This is a genomic window from Halomonas sp. (assembly GCF_014859505.1).
Lineage (GTDB): Bacteria > Pseudomonadota > Gammaproteobacteria > Pseudomonadales > Halomonadaceae > Halomonas.
Genome location: NZ_JACUUD010000022.1, coordinates 1 through 26,297 on the forward strand (window position 1 = coordinate 1; position 26,297 = coordinate 26,297).

A 26,297-nucleotide genomic window follows, 5' to 3' on the forward strand; every position below is an offset into this window, starting at 1 on the left:
TAGAGCGGGGCCTGCTGGCGCTGCAGGGCCCGCAGGCCGCCGAGGTCATGGCGCGCCTCTGCCCGGCAGCCTGCGAGATGGTCTTCATGCAGCATGGTCACTTCGAGATCGAGGGTATCCCGGTCTGGGTCAGCCGCAGCGGCTATACGGGCGAGGATGGCTTCGAGGTCTCGGTGGCGGCCGAGCAGAGCGAGGCCCTGGCGCGCCGCCTGCTGGCCGAGCCGGAGGTGGAGGCGATCGGCCTGGGAGCGCGGGACTCGCTGCGCCTGGAGGCGGGGCTCTGCCTCTACGGCCATGATATCGACACCCAGACCACGCCGGTGGAGGCGGGGCTGATCTGGGCCATCGGCAAGCCACGCCGCCGGGGTGGGGATCGTGCCGGCGGCTTCCCCGGGGCGGATGTGATCCTGCACCAGGTAGAGGCGAAGGATCATCGGCGCAAGCGGGTCGGCCTGCTGGGCGAGGGGCGCGCCCCGGTGCGCGAGGGCACCGAGCTCTTCGATGCCGACGGCAACCGCGTCGGTGTCGTCACCTCCGGCGGCTTCGGCCCCAGCGTCGGTCAGCCGGTCGCCATGGGTTATGTGGCCCTGGAACAGGCGGAGCTCGGTACCCGGGTGTTTGCCGACGTTCGCGGCAAGCGCCTGCCGATGTCGGTGAGCCGGATGCCCTTTGTAACGCCGGGCTACCATCGCGGCTGATCGTTGGCCTTCATGAACATAGAGCGGCCACCTTCGGGTGGCTGTTCTACGACAGGGACCCTGTTCCATCTTTATACCGTTAACTACCTGTTGTGCACTCCAGGGTAAACGCAACGCCACTCTCAGCGCTCAGCCTTGCACCCGACGAAACGTCAGGCTGATGCGCAGGCCCGGGATCCGCCGCGGGAGCAGGGCGTGTTGCAGCCTTTCCTGGGTGCCGGGGCCCATCACCAGCAGGCTGTCATGGGGTAGCCAGGCATTGAAGGCCGGAGCGCGACGGTCCTTCCAGCGAAAGCGCAGCGGGCGCTCGGCGCCCAGCGAGACGGCGGCGATCAGCGGGTCCTGGCCAAGCTCGGGTTCGTCGTCGCTGTGCCAGCCCATGCGCTCCTCGCCACCGGCATAGCGGTTGAGCAGTACGCTGTTGAAGTGGCATTCGGTGCCGGTCATCGCCAGGGCGATGATCACCAGGTCCCGGAGCTCGGCCACGGCCGGGTGCCAGGGCTCGGGGAGGAAATCGCGGCCCGAATAGCGGTAGCAAGCCTCGGGGTCGCCCATCCACACCTGGCAGCGCGGGATGGGGTGCTCGCGGCCATAGAGGCGCAGGCTCGGGCGCTGCCAGCTCAATTCGGCATCGAGGATGGCCAGGAGTCGGGTGGCAACGGGCTCCCCCAGCAGGGGAGTCGTGAGCCAAAGGGGCGGGTCGGGCAGCAGGGTCTCGGTCGGCATCGTCCAAGGATGCCATGGCGCTGCTGATGCGACGAGCCGCGCGACGAGCGTCAGCCGAGCAGGGCCAGGCTCACGCAGGCAAACAGAAGCCCGAGCAGGGCGCCGGCAACCACGTCGCTCAGGTAGTGCAGGCCGAGGCCGACCCGGGAGAGGGCGATCAGCGCAACCAGCGGCACCAGCCAGGGCGCGAGCCAGGGGAGATGGCTCGTGGTCAGCGCCAGGAACATCATCGCATGCATGGTGTGGCCGCTGGGAAAGCTGTAGCGGTCGCGGGCCGGTTCGCTGCAGCGCACATTGCCCACGAAGGTGATGAAGGGGCGCTCCCGGCACAGCCGCGTCTTCACCAGGCGGTAGACGGCGATGGCGATCAGGGCCGTCAGGGTGTATTGCAGCAGGTGCCGCCAGCCGCCACTCTCCTGCAGCAGCGGCTGGGCGAGCACGAGGATCACCCAGGCGGGCCAGTCGCCGAGCCTGCTGGCCAGGCGCAGCAGCCCGAGCCAGGGGCGATAGAGGTTGAGACGACCGATGCGCTGGCAGAGTCGCCATTCCAGCAGGTCGAGGCGGTCAAGCAGGGCGGGGGCGCGTGTGTCCATGGGGTGTCTCCCGTGCGTTGTCGAGGGTGTAGAGGAAGGTGTCGGCGATCGCCGGCCAGCCGTAGGCCAGTGCCCGCTCGCGGGCATTTCGCCCCAGGCGGGCCCTTCGGGCCGGCTGCTGGCAGAGGGTGACGGCGGCCTCCCGAAAGCCGCCAGCGTCATCCACCGCCAGCGCCATGCCGTTGAGGTCGTGGTCGATCAGTTCGGCGCCGGCGGCATGGCGGAAGGCCACCGCGGCCAGTCCGCTGGCCATGGCCTCGAGCAGCACGTTGCCCCAGGTCTCGGAGAGCGAGGGGAACACGAAGAGGTCGGCGCTGGCATAGTGGCGCGCCAGGGCGTCGGCGGGGATGAAGCCGGTGAAGTGGGCATGGGGCAGCGAGGCCGCCAGGGCCTTGCGTCCCGGGCCGTCGCCGACGATGACGATGCGGGCATCCGGGCGGGCCTCGCCGATGGCCACGCAGCTCTCCCGCAGCAGCGTCAGGTTCTTCTCCGGGGCCAGGCGGCCCACGTGGAGGATGACCGGGGTGTGTTCGCCGGCTCCCCAGCGGGCGCGCAGGTCGGGGTCGCGATGGGCCGGCGAGAAGCGCTCGCCGTCGATGCCGCGTGCCATGACCCGCACCTCCCGGAAGCCGTCTTCCGTGAGCTCATCGGCCTGCCGGTGGGTCGGCACCAGGGTGGCCTGGCTGCGGTTGTGGAAGGTGCGTAGCCTCCGCCGCACCGGGCCGCTCAGCCAGGGAATGCCGTAGTCCTGGCAGTAGTGGTCGAAGTTGGTGTGCCAGCCGGCAACGCAAGGAATGCCCAGGCGTTTGGCGACGCCCTGGGCCGACCAGCCCAGCGGCCCCTGGGTGGCCAGATAGACCACGTCGGGACGCTGTTCGCGCCAGAATTCACCGAGGCGGCGGGCGGCGGGGAGCCCCAGCCTCACCTCCCGATAGCCGGGCAGGGAGACTCCGCGTACCCGCAGTTCGGCCTCCATGCCGTCGCTGCGCGGAGGCGCAGGGATGACCGGCCTCGGGCGCACCAGTTGCAGGCGATGGCCTCGGGCAAGGGCTTCCCGGCTCAGGTGACCCAGGGTGTGGGCGACGCCGTTGATCTCCGGTGCCCAGGTCTCGCTGACCAGACAGATACGCATGTGCATCCCCGCGGCGTGGCGGGCCCGTCTTGGGCCCCGTCACAGGCGAGAATGCAGAAACGCGATGACACCCCGGCGTCGCCGGGGTGACGGTTAGGTGACGCGCTTCAGCGCAGCACGCGGCGTGGATCGACGGGCTTGCCGCCGTGACGCAGGTCGAACAGCAGGTCATAGCGTTCGCTGGCGCTGCTGTAGCCCACCTCACACACCGGGGTGCCCCGGCTGACTCGGTCCCCGTTGGCCACCAGAGGCTTCTCGCACAGGGCGTAGACGCTTTGGAGGTTGTCGGCGTGGTGGACGATCACCACCTGCCCCAGTTGGCGCATGCTGTCGGCGAAACGTACCTCGCCGTCGGCGACCGCGCTGGCCTGGGCGCCGCGATTGGTGGCCAGCAGCATCGGCTGCAGGGTGCCGCGGCCGTCGGCGCCGAAGGCGCGCACGATGCGGTAGTCCTCCAGTGGCCAGGGCCAGTTGCGAGCCGAGCGGGGCAGGTCGCCTGGGGGGGGCAGGCTGGCCCGGGCCGGCGCCGGGGCGCTGCTCGAACCGCCACTAGACCCGGTGGATGCCGAACGACCGGCGATGGCCGTGCCTGCGCTCGCGAGGGGCACCTGTAGCACCTGGCCGACCCTCAGGGCGGTGGGCTCGACGCCGGGGTTGGCGGCCTGGATGCGCGATGAGCGGGTGTTGAAGCGTCGCGCGATGCTCGAGTAGGTGTCGCCGGGGCGCACCTGGTAGCGGTAGGGCCCCCCTGAGGGGGCACGCTCCTGCTGGGTCGGCATCAGCAGGCGCTGGCCCACGGCGAGCCGCCTCGAATCGGCGTCGGGGTTGAAGCGCTGCAGCCGTTCCAGGGGCACGTTGCCGCGCCGGGCAATCTCGCCCAGGGTGTCGCCGCGCTGAACCACCACCCAGCCTCCGCTCTCCGCGGTGCTGGCGCTGCGCACGCTGTCGGGGGCGTCCGGCCGTGAGGCACACCCACCCAGCAGCAGCGTTGCCAGCATCAACGCGAGAGCGAGTCGTCCTTTTCCTGCCACAGGGCGTTCAGCCATGAGTGGAACCGCTCCTTGAAGTCCGGATCGTCCTGATAGTCTCCCTCGAGCATCCAGTCGGGGATCGGCAGGATACGCGTCTTCATGACCACGCGCTGCTCCTGTCCGCACAGGAAGGCCCAGAAGGTGGGATTGGGGTTGTCATAGCTCAGGGTCACGTCAAGGATCCCTTCCAGACGATCGCCGAGCAGGTTGAGCACCTGGGCGATGCCGCCGGCCCTGGGGCGCAACAGCTCGCGAAAGGGCGCCCCCTGGGCCTCGCGCTTGGCCGGGGTGAACCGGGTGCCCTCGAGAAAATTGAAGATGGCGATGGGGGCCTCCCTGGCGCGACGGCACATCCGCTCGGTGGCCTCCTGGTCGCGCCGAGCTAGGTGGGGATGGCGTGCCCGCTGTTCCGCGTTCATGCGGCGCATGAAGGGGTACTCCAGGGCCCACCAGGCGAGACCCACGATGGGGACCCAGATCAGCTGACGCTTGAGGAAGAAGCGCGGCATGGGGATGCGCCGATGCAGCGCGAAGAACAGCACGAAGATGTCGGTCCAGCTGCGGTGGTTGGAGATCACCAGCCACCACTGATTGCGGCCGAGTCCCTCGGGGATCTCGAGCTCGAAGTGAGGCTTGAGCCAGCGTCGCATCCACCACAGGTTGACGCCAATCCAGTTCAGGGCCAGTGCGTTGAGTCCCTGTAGCACCCGTCGGCGCAGGGCACGCCCGGGAGTTACCAGCTTGAGCAGGGTGAGCAGGATCAGGGGCACGCCCCAGAACAGGGTGTTGACGGTGAGCAGCAAGAGGCTGACGAGGCCCTTGAGGGTCTGCATGCGTCACTCCGTGGACGAAGGGGCAGGAGAGGATCAGATGAGGCAATGCTAAAGGATCGTCGGGCGGCTGCCCAGCGTCATCAGTCTTGCTCCTGCTCGGGATGGCCCAGCGTCTCCACCAGCACCTGACGCAGGGCCAGGGCGGCGGCGGAAAGTTCGCCGTGGGTGAACATCCCGACGGCGCGCTCGATGGCCGGGTCGTCCAGCGGCAGGCAGCGGGCGCCGAGCTCCTCCATCTGCTGCGCGCACAGCGAGGGCACCGCACTGACCCCGAGACCGCTGGCCACCATGCGACCCACGGTGGCCAACTGGTGGCTCTCGAAGGCGGAGGGCAGGCGAATGCCGCGTTCGCCGAGCTGCTGCTCCAGTAGCCGGCGCACCATGGAGGGGCGCTGCAGCGCGATGAAGTCATGGGTCAGCAGGGTCTCCCAGCTGAGCCTATGGTGATGGGCCAGCAGCGAGCGGGAGGGTACTACGGCCACGAAGCGGTCGATGAACAGCGGTGTGAAGGTGAGGCTGCCCGCGGCCTCCGGCTCGAAGGCGATGCCCAGTTCCACCTGGCGGTCGCGTACCATGTCGATGACCTGCTCGTTGATCACGTCGTGAACCGTCACGTTGATGCGCGGATGCCGATTGCGAAAGACCATCAGCGCCGGCGGCAGAAGATTGCTGGCGAATGACGGCATGGTGGCCACCGTCAGGCGGCCCAGTTGGAGGGTGAAGCGCTGACGCATCAGTTCCTCGGTGTTGTCCCACTCCGCCAGTAGGCGCTTGGCCAGCGGGACGAAGGACTCCCCCTCCGGGGTGAGACGCACGCTGCGGGTGGTGCGGATCAGCAGGCGTCCGCCGAGGCTCTCCTCGAGCCCCTTGATGGCCAGGCTCAAGGCCGGCTGCGAGAGATGGAGCCGCTCGCAGGCCTGGGTGAAGCTCAGGGTCTGGGCCACGGCGAGAAAGGCGCGAAGCTGCTTGACGGTCATCGCATGCTACCAAGGTCAAATTTATAAGCTATTACAATCAATCAATAAAAAAAACAAACTTAACAAATATATCGTCAGGGCCAACACTGTCTCCATCGTGTCCCGGGATCCGCTACCCTTCTTTGGCACGTTAGGTCCATGAGACTCACTCCCTGTTGATCGCAACGTTCCATTGAGCGCAGCGTCCCACGCATCGCAACGTTTTTTCACAACATCTGTTCACAACAACATGAGGCGCCACTATGGCCGGATTCGACAAGCGCGTTAACTCCTACGAAGAGGCAATGGCAGGCATCGAGAGCGGCATGACCGTCGTTGCCGGCGGCTTCGGGCTCTGCGGCATCCCCGAGAACCTGATTGCCGAGATCAAGCGTCTCGGTGTCAAGGACCTCACCGTGATCTCCAACAACTGCGGCGTCGACGGCTTCGGCCTGGGCCTGCTGCTGGAAGACAAGCAGATCTCGCGTTTCTTCGCCTCCTACGTGGGCGAGAATGCCTTGTTCGAGCAGCAGATGCTCAACGACGAGATCGAGGTGATTTTGACGCCTCAGGGCACCCTGGCCGAGAAGATGCGTGCCGGCGGTGCGGGCATTCCCGCCTTCTACACGGCCACCGGCTACGGCACGCCGATCGGCGATGGCAAGGAGGTGCGCGAGTTCAACGGCCGCCACTATATCCTCGAAGAGGCGTTCCACGCTGACTTCGCCATCGTCAAGGGCTGGAAGGCCGACCGTTTCGGCAACGTGGTCTACCGCGACACCGCCCAGAACTTCAACCCGCTGGCCGCCACCTGCGGCAAGATCACCGTGGTGGAAGTGGAGGAGATCGTCGAGCCGGGCGAACTGAGCCCCGATCAGATCCACACCCCGGGCATCTATGTCGACCGGATCATCCAGGGCAGCTTCGAGAAGCGCATCGAGAAGCGCACCGTCCGCGAGGCCTGAGGCCACCGCGATGCGTTGACGGCCGGCTCGGCCGGCGCTTCACCCTGAGCTTCTCCCCCGAAGCTGTTACATCGAACAACGAGGCAACAAGATGGCACTTACTCGCGAACAGATGGCAATGCGCGTGGCGCGCGAACTCGAGGACGGCTTCTACGTCAACCTGGGCATCGGCATCCCGACCCTGGTGGCGAACTATGTGCCGGACGGCATCGACGTGATGCTGCAGTCCGAGAACGGCCTGCTCGGCATGGGGCGTTTCCCCAGCGAGGAGGAGGTCGACGCCGACATGATCAATGCCGGCAAGCAGACGGTCACCGCTCGCCCCGGCGCGGCGATCTTCGACTCCGCCGAGTCCTTCGCCATGATCCGCGGCGGCCATGTGGATCTGACCGTGCTCGGCGCCTTCGAGGTGGATCAGGAGGGCAACATCGCCTCCTGGATGGTGCCCGGCAAGCTGATCAAGGGCATGGGCGGCGCCATGGACCTGGTGGCCGGTGCCGAGAACATCATCTGCACCATGACCCACGCCTCCAAGCACGGCGAGTCCAAGCTGCTCGAGAAGTGCACCCTGCCACTGACCGGCGCAGGCTGCATCAACCGGGTGCTGACCGACCTGGCCTACCTGGAGATCAAGGATGGCGCCTTCCACCTCAAGGAGCGTGCACCGGGCGTCTCCGTGGAGGAGATCGTCGAGAAGACCTCCGGCAAGCTCATAGTGCCCGATCACGTGCCGGAGATGACCTTCGACTGATCACATAGGCTGTGTTCCTCGCCGGCCCGGACGCACTGCGTCCGGGCCGGCGTCGTCATGTCCGTCGTCATGGCGTTGTGGCAAGCGATGGGGGGGTAGCAGGAAATAAGGGTGTGGAACGTGTTGCTCAGGCGATCTCGCAGCGGGTGTGATGGGGCAGCAGCAGTTCCACGGCGCGCTCCTGGTTGGCGCTCACCGATTTCTGCACCAGCGCCAGCCCGCCGCTGTCGATGCGGTGCTCATCGCCATCGGCGAAGGCCAGGCGCTGGGAGCAGGCGGGGTAGAAGCGATAATCAAGCAGCCCCGAGACCGGGAAGATGCCATGGTGCCGGTCGCTGCTGCCCTGTAAGCCATTTTCGCCGAGTCGGGCGTCGAAGTGCTCGAGGGAGTCGCCGAGACGCTGGCAGTCGAACCCGGCATGGTGGAGGCGCGGGCCGTTGACGGCGAGCAGGCCGGCCAGGGGGTGGGCCGCTTGCAGCGCCTGGTAGGTAACCCAGTCCGGCATCGGCCAGGGGCGTCCGCGGCACAGCAGATTCTGGCCCCGTTGGTCCGCCTTGGGCGCCAGGGCCATGAGCGACTCGAGTCGCTGGCGGGGCTCCCTGGAGAGGGTGCCGAGTTGAAGCTCGGCCAGCACCAGCCAGGGGCCATCATCGGGCGGCGAGAGCAGCGTGACGAGCAGGCCGCGATCGGCCATGGCGTGGCGATGCCCGGGGCGATAGCCGAGGCGCGCCAGGCTGGGCAGCAGGGCATCCATGCACCAGGGCCCGTGATTCAGCGTCAGCAGCGCCAGGTATTCCGCCGGAGCATCGACCGGCCAGAGCCTCAGGGCCCCCACGTCCGGGTGCTGGTGGATAAAGTCCAGCCACAGCTGCTGGACAAACTCTTCCCTCTGCATCGTTGGCTTCCCTTGTCGTGGATGCTGGCGGGAAGTATAGGCAGGTGAGCCCTCTGGCCATTCAACGCCGGGATGACGCTTTGAGCCGGCCGGCCCTGCTCGGGGCGAGGGAAGGGGAGCGGGGGTCAGACGCTGCGGGCCGGCTCCAGCAGGCGGTGCTGGCGAACGTAACTCTCGAATTCTGTGTAGCCGCCGATCGGGGTCTCGTCGATGAAGATCTGCGGCACGGTATGCACCGGCCTGCCGATGGTCTTCTCCAGATCGGCTTTGGTGATGCCCTCCGCCTGGATATCCACGTAGCGAAAGCCCTCGATGGCACCGGCATTCTGCAGCCGGGAGGCCAGTTCGTTGGCGAAGACACAGTAGGGGCAGCCTGGGCGGCCGAAGATGACAACGAACATGCGGACTCCTGGTGGGGAAAGTGTCGTATGCGCGCATTGTGACGGATCGAGGCTGGGCTCGCCAATAGCCGGGATCAAGGCGCGCCATTGCTGCGTCCTATCAACGACTGGATCAAGAGGGCGGTCATCTACCCCTATCCAGCCTCACCGGCATCGGCGCGGCGCAGCAGCTGGCCCAGTTCGCGGTAGATGCCGGGGCTTGTGACCAGCAGGTTCTCGCCGTAGAGATCCTCGGGGTAGCCCGTGGGGCAGGGGTAGAGGTGGCCGGTGCGGGCGCCTGCCTCCCGGGCGATCAGCCAGCCGGCGGCGAAGTCCCAGGGGGAGACGCTCTCGTAGTACCCATCGAGCCGGCCGCAGGCAACGTCACACAGGTCCAGCGCCGCCGAGCCGTTGCGGCGCACGTCCTGGCAGTGCTGAAGGACAGCCGTCAGGCGACGCATCAGCGGCGGGCGGCTGTCTCGCCGGTAGGGAAAGCCGGTACCCACCAGGCTGTGCTCGAGGTTGCCGGTGCGGCTTGCCTGGATGAGGCGGTCGTTGCAGAAGGCGCCCTGGCCGGCCAGGGCGGTGAAGGTCTCGCCGAGGAAGGGGGCATGGACCACGCCGAGGCGCACGCGACCGGCCACCGCCCAGGCGATGGAGACCGCCACGTGGTGCAGGCCATGGGCGAAGTTGACGGTGCCATCGATGGGATCCACCACCCACAGCGGCACATCGTCGTTCAGCACGTCGCGGTTCGGGGCCAGTTCCTCGCTGAGTCGCGCCTCGTCGGGGAAGCGGGCCTCGAGGCGGGCGGTGATATGGGTGTCCACGGCAATATCCACATCGGTGACCAGCTCATGGCCCGGCTTGTAGCGGTGGCCAAAGGTCTGCCGATCCCGGGCCTCGCGGATCATCTCACCGGCCTCCCGGGCGATCTCGACAGCCAGGATCAGGCGTTCGGCATCGGTCATGAGGGGCTCCAACGGGTGGGTGGGACAGTCCTCCAGCATAGCAGGCCGAGCTGTCCCGCGAGGAGGGTGGGGCTATACTGCGGTGCATTTGCCGAGGAATCCCGGATGCATGTCCTGACCCCCGAGCACTACGCTCGCCTGCGCCGGCTGGCCGAGGCCTGGACCCGTGTCCATCTGCGTGAGGCCAAGGCCTCACCGCTCTTCAACCCGCGCCTGGCCGCCGATGCCCTCTGCTTTCAGCGCCACGGCGACCCCGTTCTGGGGGAGCAGCTGGTGGGTGTCCTGGTGACACCGGTCTCGCTGTGGCTGGTCATGGTGCCTGCCGCCGAAGCGGGCGAGCCGCCCGAGGCAGGCAGCCGGCACTGGCTGACCCTGCCCTCGGGGGTCTACCCCCTGGAGACTGTCCTGCTGGGCGAGACCCGGTGGTGCCGGCGACTGGTGCTTCTCGATGATCTCTCCGATGTGGCCAGCCGTCAGGCGGCCAGCCGGCTCGCCCAGCAGCTGATGGAGCGGGTGATGGCCCCCGGCCAGAAGGGTGAAGGTGGCGTCTGACGCGGCCCCGCCTTATGCTGGTTGCGCTGCATCATTGCGATGCTCGAATTTCCACGATAAGGAGTCGTCCATGACAGGATCCGCCACTTTCATTCCCCGCGTCGCACTCGTGACCGGCACCACCAGCGGCATCGGCGAAGCCGTGGTTCGTCATTTCCGCGAGCTGGGTCATCAGGTGCTGGCCGTGGACTTCAACCCGGCGGGCGCCGAGGTGGCCGAACGCGTCGGTGCGGCCTTCTTCGAGGCCGACCTCACCGACGGCGAGGCCTGCAAGGCCGCGGTGGCCGAGGCCATCCGCCGCTTCGGTCGTGTGGACATCCTGGTCAACAATGCCGGTATCCAGCACGTCGCGCCCATCGAGGAGTTTCCGGAGGCAAAATGGCGCCAGATCATCGACCTGATGCTGACCGCGCCCTTCCTGCTGACCCAGGCCGCCTGGCCCTCCATGCGTGAGAACGGCTGGGGCCGGGTGATCAACATCGCCTCGGTGCATGCCCAGGTGGCTTCCCCCGGCAAGTCCGCCTACATCAGCGCGAAGCACGGCATGATCGGGCTGACCAAGACCGCGGCACTGGAGGGTGGGGCCCAGGGGATCACCGCCAACGCCATCTGCCCGGCCTACGTGAAGACCCCGCTGGTGGACAACCAGATCGCCGACCAGGCGAAGCTCCATGGCATGGAGGAGCAGGAGGTGATCGAACAGATCATGCTCAAGAACGCTGCCGTCAAGCGGCTGATAGAGCCTTCCGAAGTGGCCGAGCTGGTCGCTTACATGGCCTCGGACTCTGCCGGCGCCGTCACCGGGTCGAGCTGGAACATCGACCTGGGCTGGACGGCGCAGTAACCCGCTCCGGGCCGTCTCGCGCGGTTAGCGCCGCACCGGTCGCTTCTGCAGCTTGCGCTGCAGCGTGCGCCGGTGCATGCCCAGCGCCCGGGCGGTGGCGGAGATGTTGCCGTCGTGCTCCTGCAGCACCTTCTGGATGTGCTCCCAGGCCAGCCGATTGATCGAGGGTGGCTGTTCGGCCACCCCCGTCTCCGGATTGCCGGTTTCCCTGTCGAAGGCGGCCAGCACCTCGTCGGCGTCCGCCGGCTTGCAGAGGTAGTTCACCGCCCCCAGCTTGATCGCCTCCACGGCAGTGGCGATGCTGGAGTAGCCGGTCAGCACCACCACCCGGCACTCCGGCACGACCTCCAGCAGATTTGGCAGCAGCTTGAGGCCGGAGTCATGCTCCAGCTTCAGGTCCAGGGTGGCGAGCGTCGGCTGCTGCTGATGCGCCACAGCCAGGGCCTGCTCGGCGTCATGGGCCACCAGCACCTCGAATCCGCGGCGGCGCAAGGCGCGATCCAGCACGTGGCAGAACATCTCGTCGTCGTCGATGATCAGCAGCCGCTCGGCGGTGGTTGACTCTTGCATGGCGTCCTCGTGTTCGCGGGTGATGGCTCAGCTGGCCGGGTCGCTGCGCGGCAGCACCACTTCGGTCAGGGTGCCTCCCTCGGGGTGATTGTACAGGCTCACGCCGCCGCCGAGGCGGTTGATGGTGGCGTGGGTCAGGAACAGGCCGATGCCGAGCCCCTTGCTCTTGGTCGAGACGAAGGTCTCGCCGAGCTGGTCGGCGATGGAGAGCGCGACGCCCGGGCCATGGTCGCGGATATCGACGATCACCTCCTCGGCGTTCCAGTCCAGGCCGATCAGGATATCGTCCGGGTTGGCGTCGGCCGCGTTGTTGAGCAGGTTGGTCAGCGCCTGCTCCAGGGTGGTATCCACCGAGATCCAGGGTCGTCCGCGGCGCTCGGCCACCTCCATGCGGTGGCTGACATCGGGGCGCAGCACCAGCCAGCGCTGCACCACGCCGGCCAGCCACATTTCGGCATCGCGCACCTGGGGCTCTTCCATGCGTCGGCGGTCGGCGTTCTCGACCAGTTGGCGCAGCCGTGTCTTGCAGGTGTCCACCTGCTGGCGCAGCAGTTCGATGTCCTTGAGCAGCATGTGATTGTCCCGGGCGTCATCGCGCATCTCGGTGAGCAGCACCGCCATGGTGGAGAGCGGGGTACCCAGTTCGTGGGCGGTGCCCGCCGCCTGGGTGGCCACGGCCAGCACCTGTTCGTTGCGCAGGGCGGCTTCCCGGGTGCGTGACAGCGCCTGCTCCCGGCTGCGCAGCGCATGGGCCATCTTGTAGATGAAGAAGGTCACCAGCCCGGCCGACAGGGCGAAGTTGAGCCACATGCCCAGCACGTGAAGGCTGACACCGTGATCGGCAAGGCCCCCGTGGGTCAGCTGTGGCACCGGGTGGTAATGCACCATCAGCAGCGAGTAGGCCAGCAGCGCCGAGGTGGCGATGATCCAGGCATAGCGCCAGGGCAGGGTAGCGGCGGCGATGGTCACCGGCACCAGGTAGTAGGTGATGAAGGGGTTGCTGGAGCCACCGGTGAAGTAGAACAGCAGGGTGAGGCCCGCCACGTCGGCCAGCAGGTGGGCCAGGTACTCGACGTGGGAGACGACGCGGTGGCGTCCCAGGCGCCACCAGGTGGCCAGGTTGACCAGCGCCATGGCCAGCACTACCCCGATCACCGCCTTGACCTGGAGATCGAAGCCGAGCAGTTCCACGCCGATGATCACCCCGGCCAGGAACCCGGTCCAGGTGATCCCGCGCACGAGGGTCAGGCGCACCAGATTGCGACTGGGGGTGGAGAGGGGCAGTGGCTGGGTGGCGGTCATGGCGGCTCCTCGCTGACAGGCCCACCATCATAACCGCTGCGGGGCCGCCCTACATTTCGCAGTCCGACCGGCGTAGAATGCCGCCACCGCCTCATCGGCAACCATTCACGCACCCCTGCGGTGCCACGACGACGAATTCGCCATCGATGTCAGACGCCACCTTGGCCCGTGAAGTCGGGCTGCGACGCACCTTCGCAATCATCAGCCACCCCGACGCGGGCAAGACCACCATCACCGAGAAGATGCTGCTGTTCGGGAACGCCATCCAGATGGCCGGCTCGGTGAAGAGCAAGCGGGCCGATCGCCACGCCACCTCCGACTGGATGAAGATGGAGCAGGAGCGCGGCATCTCGGTGACCACCTCGGTGATGCAGTTCCCCTATGGCGGCCGCATCGTCAACCTCCTCGATACCCCGGGCCACGAGGACTTTTCCGAGGATACCTACCGGACATTGACGGCGGTGGACTCGGCGCTGATGGTGATCGACGGCGCCAAGGGCGTCGAGGCCCGGACCGTCAAGCTGATGGAGGTGTGTCGCCTTCGCACCACGCCAATCCTCACCTTCGTCAACAAGATGGACCGTGATATCCGTGAGCCCATCGAGGTAATGGACGAGGTCGAGGAGGTACTCAAGATCCAGTGCGCGCCCATGACCTGGCCGATCGGCATGGGGCGCCACTTCAAGGGCGTCTACCACCTCTACAATGATGTCGTTCATCTCTACACCCAGGGGCAGGGCAGCCGCATCCCCGATGACTGGCGCATCCAGGGGCTCGACAATCCCGAGGTGGATGCGGTGCTCGGCGAGGATCAGGCCGAGGAACTGCGCATGGAGGTCGAACTGGTGCGGGGCGCCTCCCACGAGTTCGATCACGCGGCCTACCTGCGCGGGGAACTCACGCCGGTCTACTTCGGCACCGCCATGGGCAACTTCGGCGTGCGCGAGATGATGGATGGCTTCGTGGAGTATGCGCCACCGCCTCAGCCCCGCGAGACCGACACCCGCACCGTGGAGGCCGAGGACGGCCGCTTCACCGGCTTCGTGTTCAAGATCCAGGCCAACATGGACCCCAACCACCGGGATCGTATCGCCTTCCTGCGGGTCTGTTCGGGCAAGTACGAGAAGAACATGAAGATGCGCCACGTGCGCATCGGCAAGGACGTCAAGATCGCCGATGCCCTGACCTTCATGGCCGCGGATCGTACCCAGGTGGAGGAGGCCTGGCCGGGCGACATCATCGGTCTGCACAATCACGGTACCATCCAGATCGGCGACACCTTCACCCAGGGCGAAGACATGCGCTTCACCGGCATTCCGCACTTCGCCCCGGAGCTCTTCAAGCGCGTGCGCCTCAAGGACCCGCTCAAGATGAAGGCGCTGCAGAAGGGCCTGCAGCAGCTCTCCGAGGAGGGCGCCACCCAGGTCTTCATGCCCGTGGACAACAACGACCTGATCCTCGGTGCCGTGGGTACCCTGCAGTTCGACGTGGTCGCTCACCGCCTCAAGGAGGAGTACAAGGTGGAGGCGGTCTACGAGGGGGTGAACGTCAACACCGCGCGCTGGATCTACTGCGATGATGCGAAGAAGCTCGAGGAGTTCAAGCGCAAGGCCAGCACCAACCTGGCCATCGACGGCGGCGGCTACCTGACCTATATCGCCCCCACCCGGGTCAACCTGCAGATGACCCAGGAGCGCTGGCCGGAGATCCGCTTCCAGCCCACCCGGGAGCACTGACTCCCTTCCATGCTGATAGACGCCCACTGCCACCTGGACTTCCCCGATTTCGACGCCGACCGCGAGGCGGTGTTCGCACGGGCCAGGGCGGTGGGCGTCACGCATTTCGTGGTGCCGGGCACGACGCGCAAGCGCTGGCCCGACGTGCTGGCGCTGGGGAAGCGCGATGACGTCAGCGTCTGCCTGGGGCTGCACCCCTACTTCATGGGCGAGCATGGCGAGCAGGACCTGGCGGCCCTGGAGACGGCACTGGACGAACATCCCGAGGTGGTGGCGATCGGCGAGTGCGGCATCGATGCCCGCTTTCCCGAGGTCCTCGACGCCCAGTGGCGGCTCTTCGATGCCCAGCTGCGCCTGGCCAAGGCTCGCCGCCAGCCGGTGGTGATCCACTGTGTTCACGCCAACGATAAGGTCGCCAAGCGGCTGCGCCAACTCGACCTGCCCGCCGGCGGGTTGATTCATGCCTTCGTGGGCTCCCCCGAGCAGGCGGCGGCGTTTCTCGACCTCGGCTTCGTCGTCGGCCTGGGCGGCGCTGTCACCTTCGATCGGGCGCAGCGCCTGCGGCGGGCGGTGGCGAGCCTGCCTGACGAGGGCTATGTGCTGGAGACCGACAGCCCCGACATGCCGCTGGCAGGGCGCCAGGGCGAGCGCAACGAGCCGGCGCGGGTGGCGGAGGTGTGCCGGGTCGTGGCCGAACTGCGCCAGGAATCCTTCGAGGCGGTGGCGGCGGCCAGTACCGCCAGCGCCAGGCGGCTTTTCCGGCTGTGACTAGCGCCTGGCCGCCAGGCTCTCCGGGTCCAGCCGTTCGATGGGGTAGGGCAGCGTCAGTCGCTTGAGCGCCTGGCCTGCCACGCTCAGGGGGCCCAGGTCCTCCTTGGTGCTCAGCACCGCCAGGATCTCCGCCTGGTCATAGGCGTCGAGCTCGGCGGCCACCACCTCGCCCACCGCCTTGCCGTCGGCACTCTCCACGGGGCTTGCCAGGGCGGGGAGCTCTCCGCCTTCCAACTGGGCCCTGACCAGGCGACGCTTCACCTGGCCGCGGAAGTGGGCCCGGGCCACCACCTCCTGCCCCGTGTAGCAGCCCTTCTTGAAGCTGATGCCGCCCAGCGCCTCCCAGTTGATCATCTGCGGCAGCAGGGCATCGCGGTGGGCGGGCGTCAGCCAGGCCAGCCCGGCCTGGATGTCATGCAGGCACCAGATGGCATTGCCCACCGGGGTGGCCTGCTCGGCGAGGCACGTCCACAGCGCCGCGGCAGCCTCGGCGGCCAGGCAGATCAGCTGGCGCGGGCGCGGGCCAGGGTGGGTCAGCAGCTGGGTCTCGGCATCCCCCGCCTGGTGCCACACCGGGGGCGGCGCCAGGTCCAGCCTCACCTCGGCCAGCGCCGGGGCGTCCTGGCCGATCAGGCCGATCAGCGCCAGGTCATCGCGCACCCGGAGCTCGGCCTTGTAGAAGGCGGCGAACTTGCCCAGGTGCTCCGCCAGGGATTGCACCAGGCCGCGCTGGATCAGCAGCCGGTAGTGCCCCTCGGCGATGCGCAGCAACTGGGCATTCGCCAGCATGCGTCCCTTGGGGGTGCAGAACACGGTGAGGGGGGCGAAATCGCCGTCGGCCAGGCCCACCTGGGCGCTGGCCTGGCCCTGCAGGAATCTCTCGGCGTCGGGGCCGGTCACGTCGAGCACGCCCAGGTGGACCAGCGGTGTCACCACGGTGCCATCCAGGGCCTGGCGGGCCGGCGCCGGGGTGTCGAAGGCGATCCGGTCCTCGGCGTCCTGCCGTCCGCCACAGGCGGTGATCCAGTCGTGCATGGGGGGCTCCTTGTCGTCTGCTGGGTGGCTGGCTCCTCTTATGCGGGTAGCCGTGCGACATTGCAACCGCTGTGGCCGCTCCGGCGCCATGCTAGACTCGCGGCAGATTTCTGCAGGGCGCTTGCGGCATCCCGCGACAGGCCCCGCCGCACCTCTCGCCACCACCTCGGAGAGCCGTCTCGATGGCGCACCAATCGCTGAGCTTCACGGGCGTCGAGAACGCCGACCAGATCAACCGTATCACCACCGCCCTGATGATGCTCGACGGCGTCGACAGCGCCGAGGTGGGACGCCATGGCGCCGAGGTCGAGGGGCGCGCCCGGCGCGAGGCGCTGATCAAGGCCATCGAGGCCCTCAAGCTCCCCGTCCAGGTCAAGTGAACAGGAGGTTCCCATGAAGAAGACCATTGAGGTCGTAAGCGTACGCAACCACATCTTTCGCCAGCGGGTCGAACTGGACGGCTTCGACGACCTCTTCGTCGATGTGCCGGTGGCCTATGGCGGCGAGGGCAGCGCCCCGGATCCCCACGACTACTTCGACCTGTCGCTGGGGGCCTGCAAGGCGATCACCTCCATGATGTATGCCAAGCGCAAGAAGTGGCCCCTGGAAGGGGTGAGCGTGAAGGTGCATCGCGATGACAGCGAGGAGCGCCATGGCACCTACCGGCTCGACGTGGAGATGACCTTCCACGGCATCGAGGACCCCGACCAGCGTCTGCGCCTCGAGGAGATCAGCCACAAGTGCCCGATCCATCGCCTGATGACCAGTTCCACCGTGGAGGTTTCCACGCGGACCACCGTCGAGGCCTGACATTCCGGACCCTACCCGCGGAGACGCCATGAGCAAGCCCTTTCGCCTCGCTTCGAAGTTCCAGCCCGCCGGCGATCAGCTCACGGCCATCGACAGCCTGGTCAAGGGGCTGGAAGCGGGGCTCGCCCACCAGACGCTGCTCGGGGTGACGGGGTCGGGCAAGACCTTCACCATGGCCAACGTGGTCGAGCGCCTGCAGCGCCCGACCATCGTCATGGCGCCCAACAAGACCCTGGCGGCCCAGCTCTACGGCGAGTTCAGGGCATTCTTCCCCGACAACGCCATCGAGTACTTCGTCTCCTACTACGACTACTACCAGCCCGAGGCCTATGTGCCGTCGTCGGACACATTCATCGAGAAGGATGCTTCCATCAACGAGCACATCGAGCAGATGCGCCTCTCGGCCACCAAGGCGCTGCTGGAACGCCGCGATGCGCTGATCGTGGTCTCGGTATCGGCCATCTACGGCCTGGGCGACCCCGAGCAGTACCTGAAGATGCGCCTGCACTTCACCCGCGGCGAGCTGATCGACCAGCGCTCCTTCCTGCGCCGCCTGGCGGAGCTGCAGTACACCCGCAACGACATGGACTTCAAGCGCGGCACCTACCGGGTGCGCGGCGACGTCATCGACATCTTCCCGGCGGACGCCGAGGACGAGGCGGTGCGTGTGGAGCTGTTCGACGACGAGATCGACACCATCAGTCTGTTCGATCCGCTCACCGGCGAGGTGCGGGGCAAGGTGCCGCGCATGACCATCTACCCCAAGTCCCACTACGTGACGCCTCGGGAGACGATCCTCGGCGCCATCGATGCGATCAAGGCCGAACTGGTGGAGCGCCTCGAGTGGCTGCGCAAGCACGACAAGCTGGTGGAGGCCCAGCGCCTGGAGCAGCGCACCCTCTACGACATCGAGATGATGCTGGAGCTGGGCTACTGCAACGGCATCGAGAACTACTCCCGCTACCTCTCCGGACGCAACCCTGGCGAGCCGCCGCCCACCTTCTTCGACTACCTGCCGGCGGATGCGCTGCTGTTCATCGACGAGAGCCACGTCAGCGTTCCCCAGGTGGGGGGCATGTACAAGGGTGACCGCTCCCGAAAGGAGACCCTGGTGGAGTACGGTTTCCGGCTGCCCTCGGCGCTGGACAACCGCCCGATGAAGTTCGAGGAGTGGGAGGCGATCAGCCCCCAGACGATCTTCGTCTCCGCGACCCCGGGACCCTACGAGGCGGCCCATGCCGGCCAGGTGGTGGAGCAGGTGGTGCGACCCACCGGCCTGCTCGATCCGGAGATCGAAGTGCGGCCCGCCAGCACCCAGGTGGACGATCTGCTTTCGGAGATCCGCCTGCGCAGCGAGGTGGGCGAGCGGGTGCTGGTGACGACGCTCACCAAGCGCATGTCCGAGGATCTCACCGAATACCTGGACGAGCACGGCGTGCGCGTTCGCTACCTGCACTCGGACATCGATACCGTGGAGCGGGTGGAGATCATCCGCGACCTGCGCCTGGGCAAGTTCGATGTGCTGGTGGGTATCAACCTGCTGCGCGAGGGCCTCGATATTCCCGAGGTCTCCCTGGTAGCGATCCTCGACGCCGACAAGGAGGGCTTCCTGCGCAACGAGCGCTCGCTGATCCAGACCATGGGCCGCGCCGCGCGCAATGCCCACGGCAAGGCGATCCTCTACGGCGACCGGGTCACCGACTCGATGCGCCGCGCCATGGAGGAGACCGACCGGCGCCGCGCCAAGCAGGTCGCCCATAACGAGGCCCATGGCATCACGCCGACCACGGTGACCCGCTCGGTGGCGGATATTCTCGAGGCCGCCCAGGCCCCGGGCCGCAAGGGCAAGGGGCGCCGTGGCGAACGCAAGGTGGCGGAGAAGGAGGCGATCTACGACCCCGCCGAGCTGTCTCCGGCGGATCTGGCTCGGGAAACGACCCGGGTGGAAGACGCGATGTTCGAGGCGGCCCAGAACCTGGAGTTCGAGGCGGCCGCGCGGCTGCGCGACCGGCTGCATCAGCTCAAGGAGCGTCAGCTGATGCTGGGTGCCATCTAGTGCCGGAGGGCCCCGAGATTCGCCGCGCCGCCGACCGGGCGGGTGGTGCTTCCCGGCGGCGCTGGCGCTTTGCCGTGTTCGAGCGCGAGGGGCTGGCCTGCCATCGCTGCGCCACGCTCATCGAGCGGATCATGGTCGCTTCCCGGCCGATCTATGTGTGCCCACGGTGCCAGCCAGCCGTCTGATGCTTTCTTTCTTTCCAGGCTTATACCGTTATCATATTCTGCCATAGCAGCAGCTATGGAACCTTCGGTGGCACTGATGTCGACAGGCGGCAGGGTGGGGTATAATGCGTGCCGTTCGAGCCCGCCACACCGGCCAGGGAGCCGGAACGCTAGCGGGCAAGCCGACAACGCCAAGGAGCCCCTTGCTGATGACCGTGATTCGCCAGGACGATCTGATCCAGAGCGTCGCCGATGCGCTGCAGTACATCTCCTACTACCACCCCAAGGACTTCATCGACGCCATGGCCCAGGCCTACGAGCGCGAGGAGAACCCGGCGGCCAAGGACGCCATCGCCCAGATCCTGATCAACTCGCGCATGTGTGCCATGGGGCACCGTCCGATCTGCCAGGACACCGGCATCGTGACGGTCTTCCTGCACGTGGGCATGAACGTCCGCTGGGATGCCGAGATGAGTCTGGACGACATGGTCAACGAGGGAGTGCGCCGTGCCTATGCGCTGCCCGACAACGTGCTGCGTGCCTCGGTGCTGGCCGACCCGGATGGCGCCCGCAAGAACACCGGCGACAACACCCCGGCGATCATCCACCACAAGATCGTCCCCGGCGACACCGTGGAGGTCTATGTGGCGGCCAAGGGCGGCGGCAGCGAGGCCAAGTCCAAGTTTGCCATGCTCAACCCCTCCGACAGCGTGGTCGACTGGGTGATGGAGCAACTGCCCAAGATGGGGGCCGGCTGGTGCCCGCCCGGCATGCTGGGCATCGGCATCGGCGGCACCGCCGAGAAGGCCATGGAGATCGCCAAGGAGGCGCTGCTCGACCCCATCGACATCCAGGAGCTGCAGGCCCGCGGTGCCTCCAGCCGCGCCGAGGAGCTGCGTCTTGAGCTGTTCGACAAGGTCAACAGGAGCGGTATCGGCGCCCAGGGGCTGGGCGGCCTGACCACGGTGCTCGACATCAAGGTCAGGGACTTCCCGACCCATGCGGCCAACAAGCCGGTGGCGATCATTCCCAACTGTGCCGCGACGCGCCACGCCCACTTCACCCTGGACGGCTCCGGGCCCGCCGCGCTGCCGGCGCCGAAGCTGGAGGACTGGCCGGAGATCACCCGCGAGGCCGGCGACAACGTCAAGCGCATCAACCTCGACACCGTCACCCCGGAAGAGGTGCAGACCTGGCAGCCCGGCGATACCCTGCTGCTCAACGGCAAGCTGCTCACCGGCCGCGATGCCGCCCACAAGCGCATGGTGGATATGCTCGCCAAGGGGGAGCCGCTGCCTGTGGACATGAAGGGTCGCTTCATCTACTACGTGGGCCCGGTGGATCCGGTGCGCGACGAGGTGGTGGGTCCGGCCGGTCCCACCACCGCCACCCGCATGGACAAGTTCACCCGTACCATGCTGGAGGAGACCGGCCTGCTGGGCATGGTCGGCAAGGCCGAGCGGGGCCCGACCGCCATCGAGGCGATCCGCGACAACAAGGCCGTCTACCTGATGGCCGTTGGCGGCTCCGCCTACCTGGTCGCCCAGGCGATCAAGAAGTCCCGGGTGGTGGGCTTCGAGGACCTCGGCATGGAGGCCATCTACGAGTTCGAGGTGGAGGACATGCCGGTGACCGTGGCCGTGGACAGCCAGGGGACCTCAGTGCACCAGACCGGTCCCGCCAAGTGGAAGGAGATCATCGCCGAGCGCGTCTGATCCCCGTCCCAGGGCAACATAGCGGCCCCGCCACCTGGCGGGGCCGTTCGCCTTTGGGTATCCTGTAGAACACTGTTTTTCAGGGAGAGAGCATGACCTCCTGGCTGTTCGGCCTGGCCATCTTCCTTTTCCATGTGCTGGGGATCCTCTCGGCGCTGCTGGCCCTGTTGTCGAGCCGTACCTCGCAGGGCGCCATCGCCTGGATCCTCTCCCTGATCACGCTGCCCTACGTGGCGGTGCCGGCCTACTGGATCTTCGGCCAGCCGCGCTTCTATGGCTACGTCTCCGCCCGCGGCGAGCGCGATACCGTGCTGCGCCGGGTGCTGGCCCGCTATCGCGAGCAGTTGGCACCCTTTGTGGCCGACACCCGTGACCCCGACGTTCGTGCCGTGGAGCAACTGGCGATGATGCCGATGACCAGCGGCAACCGCGCCGAGCTGCTGGTCGATGGGGAGGCCACCTTCGACAGCCTCTTCGACGGCATCGAACACGCCGAGGAGTACATCCTCATCCAGTTCTTCATCGTGCGTAACGATGCGCTTGGCATCGCCCTCAAGCATCGCCTGCAGCGTGCCGCCGAGCACGGGGTGAGAGTCTACTTCCTCTATGACGAGGTGGGCAGCCACAAGCTCAATGAGGGTTACCTGCGTGATCTCGTCAGCAGCGGGGTGGAGGTGAGTGCCTTTCGTTCGTCGCGTGGGTTTCGTCACCGTTTCCAGCTCAACTTCCGCAACCATCGCAAGGTGCTGGTGGTGGACGGCCGCGAGGGGTGGGTCGGCGGCTTCAACGTCGGCGTGGAATATCTGGGGCAGGGCCGTCACGGACCCTGGCGGGACACCCACCTCAAGCTCGCCGGACCCAGTGTGCTGGGCCTCCAGGAGGCCTTCTGGGAGGACTGGCATTGGGCCACCGGCGAGGTGATCTCCCTCTCCTGGACCCCTCAGGTGACCTGCGAGGAGTGCCATCAGGTGGTCATCGTGCCCTCGGGCCCGGCCGACCGCCAGGACACGGCCGGGCTGCTGGTGCAGCATGCCATTCATAGCGCGCGCGAGCGCTTCTGGGTCACCAGCCCCTACTTCGTCCCGGACCAGGGGGTCCAGGACGCCCTGCGCCTGGCCGCCATGCGCGGGGTCGATGTGCGCATCATGATCCCGGAGCGCCCCGACCACCTGCTGGTGTTCCTGTCGGCCTTCTCCTTCCTGCCCGACATGCTCCGGGCCGGCGTGAAGGTCTATCGTTATCAGCCAGGCTTCCTGCACCAGAAGGTGATGCTGATCGATGATTCGGCGGCCAGCGTGGGCACCGTGAATCTCGACAACCGCTCCTTCCGGCTCAACTTCGAGATCACTGCCTTCCTGCCGGATCGTCTCTTCGCCGCCCAGGTGCGCCTGATGCTGGAGAAGGACTTCGCCGACTGCCGGCGCATCAACGTGGACGAGATCACCTCGCGACCCCTGTGGCGCAAGCTGGTTTCGCGGGCCGCCTACCTGCTGTCGCCCATCCAGTGATACATTATCGTTTCACGATGGCCGCCGCGTCGGCCGCCCTGCCATCCGCGGACCGGGAGTCACGGTGAACCTCGAGACCAAGTGGCTGGAAGACTTCGTCGCTCTGGCCAATACCCGCAGCTTTTCCGCCTCGGCGCGACAGCGACACGTCACCCAGCCCGCCTTCAGTCGCCGCATTCGCGCTCTTGAGCAGGCCGTGGGGGCCACGCTGGTAGATCGTTCCACCACTCCCGTTGACCTCACCTCCGAGGGGCAGCTGTTCCTGGTCACCGCCCGCAACCTGGTGGAGCAGCTCAACGAGAGCCTTGGGCACCTGCGCGGCCTGGCCATCGCCAACGAGGCGCTGGATATCGTCGCCGCCCACTCGCTCGCGCTGAGCTTCTTTCCTCCGTGGATATCGCGCCTTCAGCAGGGCATAGGGGAGCTGCCTACCCGTCTGGTGGCCATGAACGTGGGGGAGGCGATCCATGTGCTGCGTGAAGGCAAGTGCGACCTGATGCTGGCCTACTACGATCCCTACGCCAGCATGCAACTCGATTCGGAGCTGTTTCCCTCGTTCTCCATCGGCCAGGTGAAGATGCTCCCCGTCAGCCTGCCCGATGACGCGGGCAGGCCACGCTTTCCGCTGGAGGGCTGCGAGTCGATTCCCTATCTCGCCTACACCCAGGGGGCTTTCCTGGGGAGCAGCGTGCGCATGCTGCTCAAGAACGATGCCCTGCGCCTGCGTCTGCGCACCGTCTACGAGACCGCCATGGCTGAAGGGCTCAAGGGGATGGTGCTGCAGGGCATCGGCATGGCCTGGATCCCCGACTTCTGCATCCGCGAGGAGCTCAAGAGCGGCCGGCTGGTGCGCGCCGGGGGTGAGGAGTGGGATGTCCCCCTGGAGATCCGCCTCTATCGTTGCTCCATGGTCCACAAGCCCGGCGTGGAGAAGTTGTGGCGGCAGATGCAGAAGCTGCCGCGGGACTTCCTCCAGGCCTGACAGTCGCGTCTCAATTCCCGCCGAAATCGGCCGGCAGGCCGAGAAAATTCTGGATGATGAAGAAGTGGTCCTCGAAGAGGGCCTCCGGCTCCAGGTCAGCCAGCGCCACCCAGCGGGCGTGGTCGCCTCCCTTCACCGGCTTTAGCCGGGGCAGCTGCTGGTCCGGGGTCAGGGCGAAGTAGAAGGCCTCGGCCAGGGTGCGTCCCCGCCAGCTGCGATGGGGCTCGTCAAACAACCTCTGGCCGCGCAGGGATCCCTTCAACACCGGCTCCGGCACCTTGAGACGAATCCGCTCGCGAAGTTCCCTGAGGCAGGCATCCAGCAGCCGCTCATGGGAGTTGATGAAGCCGCCGGGCAGGGCGAGTAGCCCCTTGCCGGGTGCCGCGGTGCGACGCACCAGCAGCACATGCCCCGACTGCACCACCACCGCATTCACCGTCACGAAGATGGGCGGATAGGGCGCCTGGGCCCAGGCGCTTCGGTATTGATCCAGCAGGCGCTGCTCCTCGCTCAGTTGCCGATAGTGCTCGCCGGTGCAGAAGGTGCGGACGGCGCTGACCACCCCTGGCGGCAGGTCGTGGGAGGCCCCGGTCGTCAGGTAGTCGTCGGCTGAGGAGATGGAGCGAAACAGCCGCTCGCGGATCTGGCTTGCCGAGATGCCTTCTACCAGCGGCACGCTCACCGACTCCCACTGGGGGAAAAGGGACAGGTAGTAGCTCGACTGGCCACGGCTTGCACCGATCAGGCCGATGCGTGGCAGCCTGGCGCTCTGGGGGCTGGCGATATCGCGCACCTTGCGCTGCACGTCGCGCACCCAGACATCGTTGTTGTAGAGGGCGTCGAGCAGGGGCACCACGGCCAGCCGGGCGTTCTCCTCGTCATCGAAGCCGCTGCGGAGCATGGCGCGGCGTTCGTCGAAGTGCCATGGGTTGCGCATCGAGCGCGCCTGCCAGGAGGAGCCCACCAGCACGATGACCTGGCGAGCGCGCTTGAGCGCGTCGTGGATCACCGCCAGATGCCCCAGGTGGGGCGGCTGGAAGCGGCCGATGAACACCAGGCAGTCGAAGTCGAAGGTGTCACTGTCGATATCCGGGCAGGCTGGCATGGCGGATCCTGGAGAGAGTGTGGGCAGCAGCGGCCCATTATGATTGGCCCGTCCGGGGATTGGCAATGCGGGCGGTTGGGCGGCAGGGTGACGTCCATTCGCGTATCCTGTTGGCGACACAGGGATGCGGGGAACCTCATGATCAACCTTCGAACACTCATGCCATCCACCCTCGGCGCCATGTTGCGCTTCTGGTGGAACGTGACCCACAACGCGATTCGCCTGTGGCTGGAGCGCAACGCCTTCAGCTATGCGGGATCGCTGGCCTTCTACACGCTCTTCTCGCTGGCTCCCACGATGATCATCGCGGTCACCGTCATCGGCCTGGTCCTGGGAGAGGATGCCGCCCAGGGACAGATCGTCGCCCAGTTGCAGGACACCATGGGCCATGACGCCGCGGCGGCCATCGAGCAGGCAGTCGCCCAGTCGCGCATCGAGGAGTCGGGGTTGCTGCCGACCCTGCTCGGCTTCGGCGCGCTGATGGTGGGTGCCACCACGGTCTTCGCGCAGATGCAGTTCTCCCTCAACACCATCTGGGGGGTGACCGCTCGTCCCAGCGCCAACAGCGCCCTGGTGTTCATCAAGAACCGTCTGATGTCGCTGACCGTGGTGCTCTCCATCGGCTTTATCCTGCTGGTGTCACTGGTGCTGGGGGTGGCGGTGCGTGCCATGCTCCAGGCCGCCGATGATCTCATGCCCTTCGTGGGGTTTCTCACCACGGGAGTGGAGTTCCTGGTTTCCCTGGCGGTGATCGCGGCGCTCTTTGCCACCATCTTCAAGGTGCTGCCCGACGTGGTACTGCGCTGGAAGGACGTGCTGGTCGGTGCCGTGGTCACGGCGGTGCTGTTTGCGGTGGGGCGCTCGGGGATTGCCATCTACCTCTCCCACACCGCCACCGCTTCCACCTACGGAGCCGCCGGCTCGGTGGTGATGATCCTGTTGTGGGTCTACTACTCGTCCCTCATTCTCCTGTTCGGGGCGGCCTTTACCCGCTGCCACCTGGACGAGCGGGGCCGCCCGGTAGTACCGCGTAATACCGCGGTGGTGGTCAGGCGGGAACTGATGGATGCCAACCAAGGCTGAATATGATCGATCACCGCCGTTCGGCCATGGCCGTCGTGGCCCTGCCAGGCGATTTCGGCGGCCTCGGAAGCAGGGCTGGCGACGACGGGCGGGAGACTGGTACAAAGAGAGCATCATCAAGACACGACCCGGG

Annotated in this window: 28 protein-coding genes; 15 read left to right on the forward strand and 13 right to left on the reverse strand. The window is 67.0% G+C overall.

From position 1 onward, the window contains the following. The coding region (locus IBX53_RS05145) for a glycine cleavage T C-terminal barrel domain-containing protein (RefSeq protein ID WP_290906404.1) at positions 1-698 on the forward strand (698 nt) is incomplete at its 5' end. Between the two features lie 129 nt (positions 699-827). Here the strand turns inward: IBX53_RS05145 and IBX53_RS05150 are convergent. The 6 genes from IBX53_RS05150 to IBX53_RS05175 all read right to left on the reverse strand — a co-directional run bounded on the left by IBX53_RS05150 (position 828) and on the right by IBX53_RS05175 (position 5,990). Further along, positions 828-1,424 (reverse strand): alpha-ketoglutarate-dependent dioxygenase AlkB, encoded by a 597-nt coding sequence (locus tag IBX53_RS05150; protein WP_290906407.1) that lies wholly within the window; start codon positions 1,422-1,424, stop codon positions 828-830. A gap of 50 nt (positions 1,425-1,474) precedes the next feature. After that, a complete protein-coding gene (locus tag IBX53_RS05155) occupies positions 1,475-2,017 on the reverse strand; it encodes a phosphatase PAP2 family protein (protein WP_290906410.1) in 543 nt (180 codons plus the stop codon). Next, entirely contained in the window at positions 1,989-3,149 is a 1,161-nt protein-coding gene (locus tag IBX53_RS05160) for a glycosyltransferase family 1 protein (RefSeq protein ID WP_290906412.1), read from the reverse strand. Before IBX53_RS05160 ends, IBX53_RS05155 begins: the two co-directional genes overlap by 29 nt. 107 nt (positions 3,150-3,256) lie before the next feature. Next, positions 3,257-4,195: a LysM peptidoglycan-binding domain-containing protein gene (locus IBX53_RS05165; RefSeq protein WP_290906415.1), complete on the reverse strand. Its 939-nt coding sequence runs from the start codon at positions 4,193-4,195 to the stop codon at positions 3,257-3,259. Further along, a complete protein-coding gene (locus IBX53_RS05170) occupies positions 4,147-5,013 on the reverse strand; it encodes an acyltransferase (protein WP_290906418.1) in 867 nt (288 codons plus the stop codon). Before IBX53_RS05170 ends, IBX53_RS05165 begins: the two co-directional genes overlap by 49 nt. Positions 5,014-5,093: 80 nt before the next feature. Further along, positions 5,094-5,990 (reverse strand): LysR family transcriptional regulator, encoded by an 897-nt coding sequence (locus IBX53_RS05175; protein ID WP_290906420.1) that lies wholly within the window; start codon positions 5,988-5,990, stop codon positions 5,094-5,096. A 242-nt stretch (positions 5,991-6,232) separates the two neighbouring features. Between IBX53_RS05175 and IBX53_RS05180 the strand changes: the two genes are divergently transcribed. Further along, on the forward strand, positions 6,233-6,934 hold the full coding sequence (locus IBX53_RS05180; protein WP_290906423.1) for a CoA transferase subunit A: 702 nt from the start codon (positions 6,233-6,235) through the stop codon (positions 6,932-6,934). A 91-nt stretch (positions 6,935-7,025) separates the two neighbouring features. Then, a complete protein-coding gene (locus IBX53_RS05185; protein WP_290906426.1) occupies positions 7,026-7,685 on the forward strand; it encodes a CoA transferase subunit B in 660 nt (219 codons plus the stop codon). Between the two features lie 127 nt (positions 7,686-7,812). Here the strand turns inward: IBX53_RS05185 and IBX53_RS05190 are convergent, their stop codons facing one another. From IBX53_RS05190 to IBX53_RS05200, 3 genes are all read right to left on the reverse strand, one after another. Beyond that, the gene (locus IBX53_RS05190) at positions 7,813-8,580 is read right to left on the reverse strand and encodes a DUF1338 domain-containing protein (RefSeq protein WP_290906430.1); all 768 of its coding nucleotides are present in this window, start codon (positions 8,578-8,580) and stop codon (positions 7,813-7,815) included. A gap of 125 nt (positions 8,581-8,705) precedes the next feature. Then, positions 8,706-8,981, reverse strand: coding sequence for a GrxA family glutaredoxin (locus IBX53_RS05195; RefSeq protein ID WP_290906433.1), 276 nt, complete (start codon positions 8,979-8,981; stop codon positions 8,706-8,708). Positions 8,982-9,115: 134 nt separating this feature from the next. Then, entirely contained in the window at positions 9,116-9,931 is an 816-nt protein-coding gene (locus IBX53_RS05200) for an inositol monophosphatase family protein (protein ID WP_290906443.1), read from the reverse strand. Positions 9,932-10,036: 105 nt separating this feature from the next. Between IBX53_RS05200 and hybE the strand changes: the two genes are divergently transcribed. Next, positions 10,037-10,483 carry a [NiFe]-hydrogenase assembly chaperone HybE gene (gene hybE / locus IBX53_RS05205; RefSeq protein WP_290906445.1) on the forward strand — a complete coding sequence of 149 codons (447 nt, stop codon included), beginning with the start codon at positions 10,037-10,039 and terminating at the stop codon, positions 10,481-10,483. A 70-nt stretch (positions 10,484-10,553) separates the two neighbouring features. Continuing rightward, entirely contained in the window at positions 10,554-11,327 is a 774-nt protein-coding gene (locus tag IBX53_RS05210) for a 3-hydroxybutyrate dehydrogenase (protein WP_290906447.1), read from the forward strand. Positions 11,328-11,351: 24 nt separating this feature from the next. Here IBX53_RS05210 and IBX53_RS05215 read toward each other — a convergent pair whose 3' ends face one another. Beyond that, on the reverse strand, positions 11,352-11,897 hold the full coding sequence (locus IBX53_RS05215) for a response regulator transcription factor (RefSeq protein ID WP_290906449.1): 546 nt from the start codon (positions 11,895-11,897) through the stop codon (positions 11,352-11,354). A gap of 27 nt (positions 11,898-11,924) precedes the next feature. After that, positions 11,925-13,199 (reverse strand): ATP-binding protein, encoded by a 1,275-nt coding sequence (locus tag IBX53_RS05220; RefSeq protein WP_290906451.1) that lies wholly within the window; start codon positions 13,197-13,199, stop codon positions 11,925-11,927. A gap of 146 nt (positions 13,200-13,345) precedes the next feature. Here IBX53_RS05220 and prfC point away from each other — a divergent pair, with 146 nt between their 5' ends. Continuing rightward, positions 13,346-14,935: a peptide chain release factor 3 gene (prfC, locus tag IBX53_RS05225; RefSeq protein WP_290906454.1), complete on the forward strand. Its 1,590-nt coding sequence runs from the start codon at positions 13,346-13,348 to the stop codon at positions 14,933-14,935. 9 nt (positions 14,936-14,944) lie between these two features. Then, a complete protein-coding gene (locus IBX53_RS05230; RefSeq protein ID WP_290906457.1) occupies positions 14,945-15,703 on the forward strand; it encodes a TatD family hydrolase in 759 nt (252 codons plus the stop codon). Here the strand turns inward: IBX53_RS05230 and IBX53_RS05235 are convergent, their stop codons facing one another. Next, positions 15,704-16,741, reverse strand: a complete 1,038-nt coding sequence (locus IBX53_RS05235) for a folate-binding protein (protein WP_290906460.1) — start codon at positions 16,739-16,741, stop codon at positions 15,704-15,706. 182 nt (positions 16,742-16,923) lie between these two features. Between IBX53_RS05235 and IBX53_RS05240 the strand changes: the two genes are divergently transcribed. The 7 genes from IBX53_RS05240 (at position 16,924) to IBX53_RS05270 (ending at position 23,976) form a co-directional block, all read left to right on the forward strand. After that, positions 16,924-17,121, forward strand: a complete 198-nt coding sequence (locus tag IBX53_RS05240; protein ID WP_290906463.1) for a hypothetical protein — start codon at positions 16,924-16,926, stop codon at positions 17,119-17,121. A gap of 13 nt (positions 17,122-17,134) precedes the next feature. Beyond that, positions 17,135-17,551 carry an OsmC family protein gene (locus tag IBX53_RS05245; RefSeq protein WP_290906467.1) on the forward strand — a complete coding sequence of 139 codons (417 nt, stop codon included), beginning with the start codon at positions 17,135-17,137 and terminating at the stop codon, positions 17,549-17,551. A 28-nt stretch (positions 17,552-17,579) separates the two neighbouring features. Then, positions 17,580-19,607, forward strand: coding sequence for an excinuclease ABC subunit UvrB (uvrB, locus tag IBX53_RS05250; protein WP_290906470.1), 2,028 nt, complete (start codon positions 17,580-17,582; stop codon positions 19,605-19,607). Between the two features lie 74 nt (positions 19,608-19,681). After that, a complete protein-coding gene (locus IBX53_RS05255; protein WP_367171540.1) occupies positions 19,682-19,792 on the forward strand; it encodes a zinc finger domain-containing protein in 111 nt (36 codons plus the stop codon). Positions 19,793-19,980: 188 nt separating this feature from the next. Further along, on the forward strand, positions 19,981-21,486 hold the full coding sequence (locus IBX53_RS05260) for a fumarate hydratase (protein ID WP_290906472.1): 1,506 nt from the start codon (positions 19,981-19,983) through the stop codon (positions 21,484-21,486). Positions 21,487-21,578: 92 nt separating this feature from the next. Beyond that, positions 21,579-22,994 carry a cardiolipin synthase gene (cls, locus tag IBX53_RS05265; protein WP_290906474.1) on the forward strand — a complete coding sequence of 472 codons (1,416 nt, stop codon included), beginning with the start codon at positions 21,579-21,581 and terminating at the stop codon, positions 22,992-22,994. A 64-nt stretch (positions 22,995-23,058) separates the two neighbouring features. Continuing rightward, on the forward strand, positions 23,059-23,976 hold the full coding sequence (locus IBX53_RS05270; protein ID WP_290906476.1) for a LysR substrate-binding domain-containing protein: 918 nt from the start codon (positions 23,059-23,061) through the stop codon (positions 23,974-23,976). A gap of 10 nt (positions 23,977-23,986) precedes the next feature. Here IBX53_RS05270 and IBX53_RS05275 read toward each other — a convergent pair whose 3' ends face one another. Then, complete coding sequence (locus IBX53_RS05275; RefSeq protein WP_290906478.1) at positions 23,987-25,081, reverse strand: bifunctional nicotinamide-nucleotide adenylyltransferase/Nudix hydroxylase; 1,095 nt, start codon at positions 25,079-25,081, stop codon at positions 23,987-23,989. A 180-nt stretch (positions 25,082-25,261) separates the two neighbouring features. Between IBX53_RS05275 and IBX53_RS05280 the strand changes: the two genes are divergently transcribed. Beyond that, complete coding sequence (locus IBX53_RS05280) at positions 25,262-26,164, forward strand: YihY/virulence factor BrkB family protein (RefSeq protein ID WP_290906516.1); 903 nt, start codon at positions 25,262-25,264, stop codon at positions 26,162-26,164. Positions 26,165-26,297: the final 133 nt, after the last annotated feature.

Excerpts from the sequence above, each read along its gene's own strand:
- IBX53_RS05150 (WP_290906407.1), bottom strand. The coding sequence starts at position 1,424 with ATGCCGACCGAGACCCTGCTGCCCGACCCGCCCCTTTGGCTCACGACT.
- IBX53_RS05155 (WP_290906410.1), bottom strand. The coding sequence starts at position 2,017 with ATGGACACACGCGCCCCCGCCCTGCTTGACCGCCTCGACCTGCTGGAA.
- IBX53_RS05160 (WP_290906412.1), bottom strand. The coding sequence starts at position 3,149 with ATGCGTATCTGTCTGGTCAGCGAGACCTGGGCACCGGAGATCAACGGC.
- IBX53_RS05165 (WP_290906415.1), bottom strand. The coding sequence starts at position 4,195 with ATGGCTGAACGCCCTGTGGCAGGAAAAGGACGACTCGCTCTCGCGTTG.
- IBX53_RS05170 (WP_290906418.1), bottom strand. The coding sequence starts at position 5,013 with ATGCAGACCCTCAAGGGCCTCGTCAGCCTCTTGCTGCTCACCGTCAAC.
- IBX53_RS05175 (WP_290906420.1), bottom strand. The coding sequence starts at position 5,990 with ATGACCGTCAAGCAGCTTCGCGCCTTTCTCGCCGTGGCCCAGACCCTG.
- IBX53_RS05180 (WP_290906423.1), top strand. The coding sequence starts at position 6,233 with ATGGCCGGATTCGACAAGCGCGTTAACTCCTACGAAGAGGCAATGGCA.
- IBX53_RS05185 (WP_290906426.1), top strand. The coding sequence starts at position 7,026 with ATGGCACTTACTCGCGAACAGATGGCAATGCGCGTGGCGCGCGAACTC.
- IBX53_RS05190 (WP_290906430.1), bottom strand. The coding sequence starts at position 8,580 with ATGCAGAGGGAAGAGTTTGTCCAGCAGCTGTGGCTGGACTTTATCCAC.
- IBX53_RS05195 (WP_290906433.1), bottom strand. The coding sequence starts at position 8,981 with ATGTTCGTTGTCATCTTCGGCCGCCCAGGCTGCCCCTACTGTGTCTTC.
- IBX53_RS05200 (WP_290906443.1), bottom strand. The coding sequence starts at position 9,931 with ATGACCGATGCCGAACGCCTGATCCTGGCTGTCGAGATCGCCCGGGAG.
- hybE (WP_290906445.1), top strand. The coding sequence starts at position 10,037 with ATGCATGTCCTGACCCCCGAGCACTACGCTCGCCTGCGCCGGCTGGCC.
- IBX53_RS05210 (WP_290906447.1), top strand. The coding sequence starts at position 10,554 with ATGACAGGATCCGCCACTTTCATTCCCCGCGTCGCACTCGTGACCGGC.
- IBX53_RS05215 (WP_290906449.1), bottom strand. The coding sequence starts at position 11,897 with ATGCAAGAGTCAACCACCGCCGAGCGGCTGCTGATCATCGACGACGAC.
- IBX53_RS05220 (WP_290906451.1), bottom strand. The coding sequence starts at position 13,199 with ATGACCGCCACCCAGCCACTGCCCCTCTCCACCCCCAGTCGCAATCTG.
- prfC (WP_290906454.1), top strand. The coding sequence starts at position 13,346 with ATGTCAGACGCCACCTTGGCCCGTGAAGTCGGGCTGCGACGCACCTTC.
- IBX53_RS05230 (WP_290906457.1), top strand. The coding sequence starts at position 14,945 with ATGCTGATAGACGCCCACTGCCACCTGGACTTCCCCGATTTCGACGCC.
- IBX53_RS05235 (WP_290906460.1), bottom strand. The coding sequence starts at position 16,741 with ATGCACGACTGGATCACCGCCTGTGGCGGACGGCAGGACGCCGAGGAC.
- IBX53_RS05240 (WP_290906463.1), top strand. The coding sequence starts at position 16,924 with ATGGCGCACCAATCGCTGAGCTTCACGGGCGTCGAGAACGCCGACCAG.
- IBX53_RS05245 (WP_290906467.1), top strand. The coding sequence starts at position 17,135 with ATGAAGAAGACCATTGAGGTCGTAAGCGTACGCAACCACATCTTTCGC.
- uvrB (WP_290906470.1), top strand. The coding sequence starts at position 17,580 with ATGAGCAAGCCCTTTCGCCTCGCTTCGAAGTTCCAGCCCGCCGGCGAT.
- IBX53_RS05260 (WP_290906472.1), top strand. The coding sequence starts at position 19,981 with ATGACCGTGATTCGCCAGGACGATCTGATCCAGAGCGTCGCCGATGCG.
- cls (WP_290906474.1), top strand. The coding sequence starts at position 21,579 with ATGACCTCCTGGCTGTTCGGCCTGGCCATCTTCCTTTTCCATGTGCTG.
- IBX53_RS05275 (WP_290906478.1), bottom strand. The coding sequence starts at position 25,081 with ATGCCAGCCTGCCCGGATATCGACAGTGACACCTTCGACTTCGACTGC.
- IBX53_RS05280 (WP_290906516.1), top strand. The coding sequence starts at position 25,262 with ATGTTGCGCTTCTGGTGGAACGTGACCCACAACGCGATTCGCCTGTGG.